This window comes from Candidatus Synechococcus spongiarum (assembly GCF_900047545.1).
GTDB classification, from domain to species: domain Bacteria; phylum Cyanobacteriota; class Cyanobacteriia; order PCC-6307; family Cyanobiaceae; genus Synechococcus_B; species Synechococcus_B spongiarum_C.
The window spans coordinates 1-10,537 of sequence record NZ_FITM01000022.1 but is presented as its reverse complement, the minus strand read 5'-3'; the positions used below and the strand labels follow the sequence as shown (position 1 = coordinate 10,537).

Genomic DNA, 10,537 nt, shown 5'->3' with positions numbered 1-10,537 from the left:
CTTTTCCGCCATCCACGTGAGCATGGTGGCCAGGACCCGCTGACTGGCGCCTCCGTCACTGCGACTGTCGGATCCAAAGCCTTTATCGATTTCATCGATCCACAGCACACAGGGGGCCATGGCCTCCGTGGTGCGAATCATCTCCCGGGTTCGGGCTTCGCTGGCGCCCACCAGACCGGCAAAGAGGCGCCCCACGTCCAGGCGCAGCAAGGGCATCCCCCAACTGTGGGCCACTGCTCGAGCCGTCAAGGATTTTCCGGTGCCCTGGGGCCCCAACAGCAGAACCCCTTTGGGATGGGGCAAACCATAGGCCTGTGCTGCTGGAGAAAATGCCAGCCGCCGTTGTTCCAGCCAGTGCTTGAGCTTGTCGTGCCCGCCGATGTCAGTGGTGCTGGCGGACGTGCTGCAGTACTCCAGCAGCGCTGTGCGGCCCACCGCCTGGCGCTTTTCCTCAAGAATGTCAACCTGGTCAGCCAGGCCCAAGGCGCCCCGCTGGGCCAGGGCGCGGGCGGCCACCTGGCGAACCCGCTCTTCAGGGAGGCCGGTGCAACAACGGCTCAGGGCGTCGCTCACCTCAAAGGGGAGGGGCTGGCCGGCGGCGTTGGCAATCCCTTCCAGAAGGGCGCGGATCTCGTCGCCACTGGGGAGGGGCAACTCCAGGACAGAAACTGCGGTTTCCAACTCCGGGGGAAGGCTGAGATGGGGAGCGCTGATGATCACGGTATGGGAGTGGCGCCGCAACTCCCTGGCCAGATTCCGCAGGCGCCGGTTCACCGCCGCATCCTCAAGGAAGCGATGAAAGTCCAGCAGGAGCAGGATGGCGCCCCGTCCCGCGGCCATGGTGGAGAGGCCGTCAAGAGCGGCCAAGGGATTGCGGTCCGCTGTGCCAACACGGTCACTGGGGGCGTCCAGGCCACCCATGAAATCCCAGCGCATCACCAAGCGATCCTGGAGCCTCCGCGCCGCGGCGCGCACCAGGGTCTCCAGGCGCTCTTCCTCTTGCGTGGGCACCCAGATGATGGGTGTGCGCGCCCGGATCAAAAGATCCAATTGCTCCAAAGGGCTGGTCTGGACGCCCATGGCTGGCACCCCTCTCCCCCTAGGTTTTTGATTTCTTCTGTCGCTGACCCTTGCGACGGCTGGTCTTGCCGGGCTTGGCCGCGGGTTTCTGCGGCGGCAGGGGCGGGGAGGCGTTCTGTGCCGTGCGCTCCTCCTTCAGGAGTCCACGAAATCCCTCCTTGCTGACCACAACAGCGTCTGCCGCCACCGCAAGGGTTGTGCCGGAGGTGGCATCAGCGGCCTGGTCAGCCAGTTGCTTCTCCAAGAGCACTTGCAGGTTTTCAGGCAGGGCTTCCCGGGTCATGAGGAAAGTTTGCAGTGCCTGGAGCACATTGGCCACCACCATGTACAGCAACACCCCCGCCGGCAGCGGGAAGAACAGGAACATGCCGGTCATCATGAAAGGCAGCACCCGGTTGGTGGTGTCCTGTTGGGGATTTTTAGGCATGCCCCAACCGGAGAGGATCTGAGAGACAAACAAGGTGGCCCCAAAGCCCACCACCAGGATGGCGATGTCCCAATTCACCTGGCCATCCACGTAAAAGCCCACATGGCCCAAGGCCTTGATGAACAAAAAGCCGGTTTGAGAGGCCACGCCGGGCACCGTGCCCTCCACCGTCGCACTGCCCAGACCCACTGCTGTGATCTCACCGGCTTCATCAACGCGGACCACGTCCGCACCCCGGGTCACCTGCCAACTGGGGGCAATGGCGGCGGCATGGTCCGTATGCTCCTGCACTGCCGCCAGGGATTCCCCGTCTCGGGTTTCCAGCTTGAGCGTGGCTATGTCCCCAACGGACAAGTGGTTGCCCTGGTCGAGGGTGGCCACCACCGGCACATGATCTGTTTCCGAGAGGAAAATTGAGTGGCTGGCGCTGGTGAAGGGCTTTGCCTCCTCCTGGACGATCTCCTCGGAGGACATCACCTTCACAGGGACCGTATAGGCAACATCGGCAAAAGGTGATCCCCGCAGGGTAGCGAAGAGGGCAAACAGGATGGGCATTTGCACCAGCAGGGGCAAGCAGCCCGCCAGGGGATTGCCAAACTCCTTCATGAGCTTGCCCAACTCCTCCTGTTGTCGCTTGGTGTCGTTGGCGTATCTGGCCCGAATGTCCTCCTGCCGTTGCTTCATCACGGGCTGGGCAATGCGCATCCGCCGGGCATTGCGAATGGAACCGGCACTGAGGGGGAAGAGGGCCAGACGGATCACCACCGTTAAGAAGACGATGGCCAAGCCGTAGTTGGGCACCAATCCGTAGAAGAAGTCCAGGATGGGCAGCAGGAGATTGTCGGAGATGTAGCCGATCACAGGTGTGAAGCAGTGGAGGGTGAGTGTCCAGCGGAGTCAGTGTGCCCCATGGAAGCAACTGGAGTCGCCGTCAATTGGAGAAACCGGCTTGGCCGGAGCGGCGGCTTGCGGCCTTGGGGCCTGGGCAGCGCTCTTCGACAAGATCGCGCCAGCGGCGGTAGTCGGGCAGAGACCGCATTTCCAGGGCGCCTCCCCCCTTGAGTATTAGCACCATGTCGCCATAGAGACCAAAGCCACGGGACACCGAACGCACCTCCCGGATCTGGCCAAAGCTGACGGTGGTTGCAGTTCGCCCCCAAAAGCCCCCCTTGACGGCAATGGTCCGGTCCGTGATGCGGAAACGGAGCCATAAGGCCCGCACAACGGCTCCCACCGCCAGGGGGATGCCCACCACGGTGAGGGCAGCCAGGAGGCCAAACACCAGATCCATGGGATGGGGGCCACCCTCGTACAACACCTCTTCCGTGGCGGCTGCCTTGGCGGGCCGTGAAGCAGGGGCGCTTGACGCTGTGGACTGGTCGGATGATTCTTCAGACATGGGCATGGGTTTTGGCGCGGATCAAGGCGGCAGAGCCCTGCTATTCATAGTCACAGCACAGGCCGGAGCGCCCCAGAAGCTGATTCCACTCTTGCAGCAATTTATCCTCACTGCGCTGGGCCGCGCCTGGTTTAAGGCTGAGCAGGAGCCAGTGGCCGCGCCGCAACCGGGGAACGTCCTTCATGAAGGCGTGATGAAGAAAGCGGCGCAGTCGATTGCGGATCACTGCCCGCTTGCTCACCTTCCTGCTCACCACCACGGCAAAGCGTAGATCCTGCTGGTCCACAGCAGCACCGTTGTGCCGCACGGCAGCCCGGATTCGGGGTCCCATGAGGCCGGGCTTGAGATGTCGAAGGTTCGGTACACCCACCCTCAGGGTCAAGTTGCTGGCATGGAAACGCGCCCTGGTTCTGTAGAGACGGTCAAAAACCCTGGTGCCGCTGAGGCGGTGGTCTCGAGGAAGCACCATGGCCGCCGATAACACAATATTGTTCAGACCGCCTGTTCAAACCGCAAGCCGGGCCCGGCCCCGTTTGCGCCGACTGCGGATGACGCGGCGGCCGGTGTGGGATCTCATGCGCACCCGAAACCCGCTGACGCGCTTGCGTTTACGGCTGGTTCCTTCAAGTGTCTGTCTAGTCATGGTGGCGCTGGTGTCGTGTGGTTAGTGTATGCCCTTGCCGTCTTCATGGGCCGTCTTCATTGTCGATCCGGCCGCAAGGACACGGCCCCGTGCAGATAGGGGTGCTCTGGAATCTGTCCCTCAGGCAACCAGCCATGGGCCAGGAGGCGGATGCAGCGACCCAGGTTGCCCTGTACATACATTTGCTGCGTGTCCAGCAGAGCAATTCCTTCCCAACCCGGCCGGCGTCGCGCCACGGAGGCTGGAAACAGGGCATCCAGATCCGCCGTCACCGTGAACACCACGGAAATCAGGTGACGGGGTTGGAGTTGATTGCGGGTGACCAGGGCATCAAGAAGTTCCGACACGGCCTGGTGAATGGCCAAGGCCGTGTTTTCGTTGACCGTGGTGGCGCCACGCCAGGCCACCAATTGGTCAGGGGGTAAAGGCGAGTCGGTCATGGACGGTGCAACCATAGGGGGCTGGAGCCATGGAGAAGCTCCAACTCCAGTTCTCGACTCAGGCGAGCCAGCAGGCTGGAACTGGGCAGGAGTCGCCGCCATCCCTTGGGACGATCCTCAAGCCTGACCAGGCACGCCTTATCGGGGTCCAGTCCCGACAGGGTGGCGGCCCGGCGCCGGGCCAGGTCTTCATCCCCCAGGTGATCCACCAGGCCCAACTCCTTCGCCTGGGCTCCGGTGAACACCCGCCCGTCCGCAAACGTTCTCACCGTGTCCGGGTCGAGACCACGGCCCTGGGCAACGGCTTCCACAAACTGATGATAGCTGGCGTCAATCAGATCCTGCAAAAGCTGGCGTTCGGCATCGCTGAGGGACCGATCCGGGGACAGGATGTCCTTGTAGGGGCCACTCTTCACGGTTTCAAAGCGTACCCCCAGGCGTTGCAAAAGCTCGGAAATGTTGCTGCCCCGCAGGATGACCCCGATACTGCCGGTGATGGTTCCGGGATTGGCCACCACCTCTTTGGCGGCAACCCCCACATAGACGCCGCCAGACGCGGAAATGTTGCCGTAGCTGGCCACCACTTGGCAGCCGTGCTGCTCTTGGAGACGCAGCACGGCCTGGTGAATTTCCTGGCTGTCCCCCACAGTGCCCCCAGGGCTATCGATGCGCAGCAACAGGGCGGGGAACTCGCACATCTCGACCCGCTTCAGCAACTTGAGAACAGCGGTGCGGGTGCTGGCCGTGATGGCGCCGCGGAGTTCAATGCGGGCGATCTGTCGCCGTTTGCGATAGCGCCAGGGCCGAAGCCAGGACATGGCAGAAGCCTTTAGATGGGGTGATCCTACGGTTTGATCCTCTTAACGGTCACTCCACCCCCCATGCCCCAACGTTGGATGCTCATGGTGCTGCCCTTTGCACTGTGGGGCAGTTCCATGGTGGCCATGAAGCTGGTGCTCGGCCACGTGGATCCCTGGACCGTGGCCTGTTTGCGCATCTTGCCTGCGGCCATGGCCATGGTGCTGGTGCTGCCCATGACGGGCGTCTCTCTGATGGTGGCCCGTGAGGATTGGGGCTGGCTGGCCCTGTTCTCCCTTGTGGACGTGAGCTGTGCCCAGGGCTTGCTCAGCGCCGGCCTGCAGACCACAGGTCCGGGACTTGGTTCCGTGTTGATTGATACCCAGCCCCTGCTGGTGGCCCTCCTGGCCCGCCAGGTGTTCGGTGAAGCCATCAATCCCGTTGGCTGGTTGGGTCTGTTAACAGGACTCGGGGGGGTGGCCTGCCTGGGGCTGCCCGAGCCCCTGTTACAGAACCTTTGGCTGCAAGGGCCAGCTTTGGGCGGCCTGTCCTGGAACAGGGGCGTGGCCCTGCTGCTGGGTTCCGCCATGGCCATGGCCTGTGGCGCCGTGCTCTGTCGCTTTGCGGCCCGCCAATCCCACGTGCTCAGCGTGACCGCCTGGCACCTGCTGCTGGGTGGTTTGCCCCTGCTGGGGATCAGTGGGTGGCAGGGCTCCGGGCTGCAAACCTTGCTGGCCCGGGACTGGTGGCTCATGGCCTACGCCAGTGGTGGCGGCACAGCCCTGGGTTATGGGCTGTTCTTCTGGTTCGTGACCCGGAGGGAACTGACGGGGTTCACGGCCCTCACCTTCCTGACGCCGGTGTTTGCCCTGGCCTGCGGCTGGCTGGTGCAGCATGAACACCTGGAGACAACCCAGTGGATCGGGGTTTTACTGGCCTTGGTGGCGGTCACCCTGATTACCCGCCGCCAACAGCTCTGGATACCCAAACCTTAAAGCCTTAAGATGGGCTGTCCGCCCCGGCCCCTGTGGACGCCCCGCCCTTTGATCTGCGTCTGCAAATCCTCAACGAGGGCTTCCGCACGGGTGGATTGCCCCTGCGCATTGAACGGCGCGGCCAGCGGTTGGGATTGCGAGGCCGCCTGCCACGGCGGGACGGTATGGGGTTTCAGGTGCAGCGCCTCAGCCTCGGCCTCAAGGCGGATGGCACGGGTCTGGAGGCGGCAGTACAGCAGTTGCACAAGATTTGCGGGGATCTGGCCGGTGGCCGCTTCTGCTGGAATCAGTGGCTCTCCCCCCGCCATCGCCCCCAACGGCCCCACGGACAACCAACGGGGAGCGCCGAGCTGCTCCATCAGGCCTTGCGGCGTTTCAAGGAGGCCTTTAACGCCGACCCCGTGCGCAGCCGCAATCCAGCCGGGCAACGCAGCACCTGGGCCACCGCCTATTGGCCCTATCTGCGGCGGCTGGCGCTGACACAGGAGCAGCATCAGCACCCCCTGGGTCGGGAGTTGCTCCTGCGCACCCTGGAGAGCTACCAACTGGCCAGCCGCAGCCGCCAGCAGTGTGGCACGGTGTTGGCGGCCCTGGCCCGCCAGGAGGGCATCCCCTTGCCTGAGGACTGGTCGGTGCTCTCGGGGGGCTACGGTCTGCACCGGGCCGGCCATCGCCAACTCCCCAGCGACCGGCAGATCATGGCGGCATGGCACAGGATTCCCAATCCAGCCTGGCGTTGGGTGTTGGGGATGATGGCCACCTATGGCCTGCGCAACCACGAGGTATTTTTCTGTGACTGCTCCGCCCTCCATGGGGGCGGCGCCCCTGTGGTGCGGGTCCTGGCCACCAGTAAAACCGGCGAACACCAGGTTTGGCCCTTCCTGCCGGAGTGGGTGGAGCGTTTTGCCCTGGCGGACGTGCGGCGACCACCCGTCACCACGGACCTGGAGCAGGTCACCCTGCAACAGGTGGGGCGGCGGGTGATGGAGCAGTTCCGCCGCTACGAGGTGGGCTTCAGCCCCTACGATCTGCGCCACGCCTGGGCTGTGCGCACCATTCACCTGGGCCTCCCCGACACCGTGGCCGCCCGCATGATGGGCCATTCCGTGGCCATCCATACCCGCACCTATCACCATTGGATCACCCACCGTGATCAACAACAGGCCGTGAACACTGCCCTGGCGCGCCGCCATGCCGTCGGCAGCCCATGATCCGCCGCCCCCTCCGCACCTTTGCCTATGGCCATCCCTGGTTCTACGACCTGGTGACCGGCATCAGCGCCCTGCCGGTGGGTGGTTCCCGGCGGTTGCGTCATCTCTGCGCACAACAGTTGGCGCCGCGACTGCCGCCGCAAGCGGCGGTTCTGGATCTCTGTTGTGGAGGCGGGGCCGCCAGTGCTGCTCTGCTGGAGCGTGGTTTCCGCGTCACGGGGCTGGACTGCTCCCGTCAGGCCCTGGAACGGGCGGCGCGTACCCATCCGGGCTTGCTGACAGTGCAGGGGTTGGCGGAAAAGCCGCCGTTGGCGCCGGGGCAGTTTGCAGGGGTGCAGATCAGCCTGGCGCTCCATGAGTTTCCCCGCCCCGCACGGCTGGAGTTGCTGGCGGCGGCATTGGGGCTGCTTCAGCCCGGCGGCTGGTTTGTGGCCCTGGACCTGCACCTCACCCATGGCCCGCTGGGTTGGCCCCAGCAATGGTTTGTCCGCTTGTTCGAGACGGACACCGCCGTGGATTTCCTCACCTCCAACCTGGCGGCAGACTTGACCATGGTGGGGTATGGCTCCGTGATTCGTGAAATCCTGGCCATGGGCTCCCTCCAGTTGGTGAGCGCCCGGAAACCCTTTCTCGCTCCAGCGCCATGACGCCATCTCCCCAGGTCCCGCAAGAGCAGGAGCACCCCTTGGATGCCGCCGCGGCGGATCTGGGTGCCGGTGGCGCCATGGCACCGGAGCAGGGCACTGCCGCCTACCGCCGCCGCATGGAACGGCGCCAGCAGGTGCAGTACCAACGGGTGCAGGCCCGCCAACTGGAGAAGGGGTTGCGGCTGGTGTTCACCGGCCAGGGGAAGGGGAAAACCACCGCAGGGCTGGGCTTGGTGCTGCGCACCCTGGGCCACGGGGAGCGGGTAGCGGTGGTGCAGTTCATCAAGGGGGCCTGGACACCGGGAGAAGCCAAGGCGCTGGCGGTGTTCGGGGAGCAATTGCGGTGGCATGCCCTGGGGGAAGGCTTCACCTGGAACACCCAGGATCGGCAGCGGGACCGGGAGATGGTGAACCGTGCCTGGCGGCAGGCCTGCGTCTATTTGCCCGATGCCGCCGTCAAGCTGGTGCTGCTGGACGAGATCAACGTGGCCTTGAAACTGGGCTACATCTCCCTGGAGGCGGTCCTGGCCGGCCTGGAGCAGCGCCCCCCTCTTACCCATGTGGCCCTGACGGGCCGCGGCGCACCCCCCGGACTGATTGCCGCCGCCGACCTGGTGACGGAGATGACCATGGTGCGCCATCCCTTTCGGGAGCAGGGGGTGAAGGCCCAGGCGGGGATTGAGTATTGAAGAAGCCCTGAGCGTCGTGATGAACACCCCAAGTCTCACTGTCCCCTGCCGTCGTTTTGGGCGAACCGGACTCAACGTGCCCGTGCTTTCCCTGGGGGGCATGCGCTTTCAGCAAAGCTGGAGCGACCTGGACTGGGGGCAGATCCCGGACGACAACCAGGCCAACCTGGAGGTGCTCCTGCGCCGCACCAGGGACCTGGGAATGCACCACGTTGAAACAGCACGCCACTACGGCAGTTCGGAGCGGCAACTGGGACGGGCGTTCACCGTTGCGCCGGATCCCCGGCGCATCGTGCAGACCAAGGTGCCGCCCCGGCAGGATGCCCGGCAGTTTGAGGCGGAGCTGGAAGAGAGCATGGCCCTGCTGGGCTGCCAGCGCGTTGATCTTCTGGCCATCCACGGCATCAACCTTCCCGAGCACCTGGAGCAGACGGTCCGTCCCGGAGGGTGCTTGCAGGTGGTGCGGCGTTGGCAGCGGCAGGGCCGCATCGGGCACGTGGGGTTCTCCACCCATGGCCCCACCGAGGTGATTGTGGCGGCCATTGAAACGGATGCTTTCGATTACGTGAACCTGCACTGGTACTACATTCGCCAGGACAACCAACCGGCCATCACCGCTGCGCAACGCCATGACATGGGGGTGTTCATCATCAGCCCCACGGACAAGGGTGGCCATCTGCACAGCCCTTCAGCCTGCCTGCTGGAGTTGTGTGCGCCCCTCCATCCCATCGTCTTCAACGATCTGTTCTGTCTGGCGCAACCTGGTGTTCACACCATCAGCGTCGGGGCTGCCCATCCGGGAGATCTGCAGTTGCACCTGCAGGCGGCGGCTCGGTTGGAGGATGCACCACAGTTGTTGCCGCCGATCCGCCAGCGGCTTGAACTGGAGCAACAGAAGCGCCTTGGCGCTGAGTGGATCCGCTCCTGGCGACAGGGGCTTCCCCCCTGGCAAGACACACCGGGACAATTGAACTTGGCGGCCCTGGTCTGGCTTTACAACCTGTGGGCAGGGTGGGATCTGGACAGCTATGTGGAAGCCCGCTATGGGCTCATGCGCAGCGATAACCACTGGTTCCCGGGCTGTAACGCCAACGGCCTGGACGAGAGCGTCAGCCCGAAATCCCTGCGCCAGGCCCTGCGGCGCTCCCCCTGGACAGAACGCATCCTCACCATCCTGCGCCAACTCAAGGCCCAGTTTGGACAGAGCAAGGGGCAACGGCTCAGTTCAGCTTGAGTAAAGAATCTCTGTTGGTCAGGCTTCAACACAGGTTTAATTGGTTTAGGAGACTAAAAAGATCCGACTGCCGGAGTGAACCATGAAAGTGCTTGTCCCTGAACAACCGTTCCAGGCTTCGTCCCCCTACTGGGAGCCTTGCCGACTCCCACAGCCGTGGCGTGGAGTGCGTCCAGTGATCAAACCCGAAGCAACCATCCTGTTGCGGATCGCAAGACGGGATCTTGTCGCTGCATCGTTTCTCCATGAGCCCCATGCGTCGGAGGCAAGCTGGGGATTATTGATTCATCAAGTCCTTGAGAAATCCCTGAAGGCCTGGCTTGTCAGCCTGGGCGTGCCGGTCCCGTCGGTTTATGATTTACAGACTTTGATTGATCTTTTGTATCAACATAATGTGGATATAAGTGAACTTGACCAGTTTATCGTCTTTAACCAATTTGCAGCGCAATGCCGTCATGAAAGTGATCCGGACCCCCTACATCTCAACCGACGCTTTTGGGAAATGCGGGCGGAAGAGCTTGTGAACTATCTTTCCACCGTGCCGTAGCGCCAATGTGCCATACTGGCTGTAGCGGCACCGGCACCTGTGACTCCGGGCTTTTGGCGGAAGAAACCCTGGTGGTGTCAGCCATGGAGCATTCTGCTCACTGGTGTTGGCGCCCTGGTGGGAGGCTGGTGGATCACGCAGCGTTGGTGGGTTGTGGCGGGGTTGGCTTGTCCCGTTGTGGCTTGGTGGTGGCTGTTCCTGGTGCTGGCCCCCCGGTTTGACGAGCAGGGAAGCGGGCTGGAGGAGCAGTGGGCGGAAGGGCGTGACCTCTCTTCTTAACAGCAATGGTCGCTGGGTGTCTTTCCCTTGCGCCTGTGCTGATTTCACCGCAAGACCATCCTCAAAAACAGACCCCAAAACTCGGTGGTTGGCTGTTCTTGTGGCGGCCACGCCCATGGCTGGGCAGAGGCCTGGGGCAACCACCGGC

The 10,537-nt window shown here is 63.7% G+C and carries 14 protein-coding genes; 7 read left to right on the top strand and 7 right to left on the bottom strand.

The window, feature by feature from the left end:
- From FLM9_RS00920 to sppA, 7 genes are all read right to left on the bottom strand, one after another.
- Positions 1 to 1,080: Ycf46 family AAA ATPase (locus FLM9_RS00920; protein ID WP_074456835.1), on the bottom strand; the 1,080-nt coding region annotated here is incomplete at its 3' end.
- A 19-nt stretch (positions 1,081 to 1,099) separates the two neighbouring features.
- The gene (yidC, locus tag FLM9_RS00915; protein ID WP_081340089.1) at positions 1,100 to 2,368 is read right to left on the bottom strand and encodes a membrane protein insertase YidC; all 1,269 of its coding nucleotides are present in this window, start codon (positions 2,366 to 2,368) and stop codon (positions 1,100 to 1,102) included.
- A gap of 70 nt (positions 2,369 to 2,438) precedes the next feature.
- Positions 2,439 to 2,906 (bottom strand): PH domain-containing protein, encoded by a 468-nt coding sequence (locus tag FLM9_RS00910; RefSeq protein WP_081340090.1) that lies wholly within the window; start codon positions 2,904 to 2,906, stop codon positions 2,439 to 2,441.
- Positions 2,907 to 2,946: 40 nt separating this feature from the next.
- Positions 2,947 to 3,375 carry a ribonuclease P protein component gene (gene rnpA / locus FLM9_RS00905; protein WP_074456834.1) on the bottom strand — a complete coding sequence of 143 codons (429 nt, stop codon included), beginning with the start codon at positions 3,373 to 3,375 and terminating at the stop codon, positions 2,947 to 2,949.
- A gap of 36 nt (positions 3,376 to 3,411) precedes the next feature.
- Entirely contained in the window at positions 3,412 to 3,549 is a 138-nt protein-coding gene (gene rpmH / locus FLM9_RS00900; protein WP_074456833.1) for a 50S ribosomal protein L34, read from the bottom strand.
- 56 nt (positions 3,550 to 3,605) lie between these two features.
- Positions 3,606 to 3,989 (bottom strand): chorismate mutase, encoded by a 384-nt coding sequence (gene aroH, locus FLM9_RS00895; protein ID WP_074456832.1) that lies wholly within the window; start codon positions 3,987 to 3,989, stop codon positions 3,606 to 3,608.
- Positions 3,986 to 4,807 (bottom strand): signal peptide peptidase SppA, encoded by an 822-nt coding sequence (sppA, locus tag FLM9_RS00890; RefSeq protein WP_074456831.1) that lies wholly within the window; start codon positions 4,805 to 4,807, stop codon positions 3,986 to 3,988. Before sppA ends, aroH begins: the two co-directional genes overlap by 4 nt.
- Before the next feature lie 63 nt (positions 4,808 to 4,870).
- Between sppA and FLM9_RS00885 the strand changes: the two genes are divergently transcribed.
- The 7 genes from FLM9_RS00885 to FLM9_RS00855 all read left to right on the top strand — a co-directional run bounded on the left by FLM9_RS00885 (position 4,871) and on the right by FLM9_RS00855 (position 10,389).
- Positions 4,871 to 5,782: a DMT family transporter gene (locus FLM9_RS00885; RefSeq protein ID WP_074456830.1), complete on the top strand. Its 912-nt coding sequence runs from the start codon at positions 4,871 to 4,873 to the stop codon at positions 5,780 to 5,782.
- Between the two features lie 32 nt (positions 5,783 to 5,814).
- Positions 5,815 to 6,993, top strand: a complete 1,179-nt coding sequence (locus FLM9_RS00880) for a site-specific integrase (protein ID WP_438801318.1) — start codon at positions 5,815 to 5,817, stop codon at positions 6,991 to 6,993.
- Entirely contained in the window at positions 6,990 to 7,640 is a 651-nt protein-coding gene (locus FLM9_RS00875; RefSeq protein WP_074456829.1) for a class I SAM-dependent methyltransferase, read from the top strand. The genes FLM9_RS00880 and FLM9_RS00875 overlap by 4 nt, the downstream gene beginning before the upstream one ends.
- Positions 7,637 to 8,329, top strand: a complete 693-nt coding sequence (cobO, locus tag FLM9_RS00870) for a cob(I)yrinic acid a,c-diamide adenosyltransferase (RefSeq protein ID WP_074456828.1) — start codon at positions 7,637 to 7,639, stop codon at positions 8,327 to 8,329. The genes FLM9_RS00875 and cobO overlap by 4 nt, the downstream gene beginning before the upstream one ends.
- A 19-nt stretch (positions 8,330 to 8,348) precedes the next feature.
- On the top strand, positions 8,349 to 9,563 hold the full coding sequence (locus tag FLM9_RS00865) for an aldo/keto reductase (protein ID WP_074456827.1): 1,215 nt from the start codon (positions 8,349 to 8,351) through the stop codon (positions 9,561 to 9,563).
- Between the two features lie 175 nt (positions 9,564 to 9,738).
- Positions 9,739 to 10,110, top strand: coding sequence for a HEPN domain-containing protein (locus tag FLM9_RS00860; RefSeq protein ID WP_074456826.1), 372 nt, complete (start codon positions 9,739 to 9,741; stop codon positions 10,108 to 10,110).
- 39 nt (positions 10,111 to 10,149) lie between these two features.
- Complete coding sequence (locus tag FLM9_RS00855; RefSeq protein ID WP_102135443.1) at positions 10,150 to 10,389, top strand: DUF6737 family protein; 240 nt, start codon at positions 10,150 to 10,152, stop codon at positions 10,387 to 10,389.
- Positions 10,390 to 10,537 lie beyond the last annotated feature (148 nt).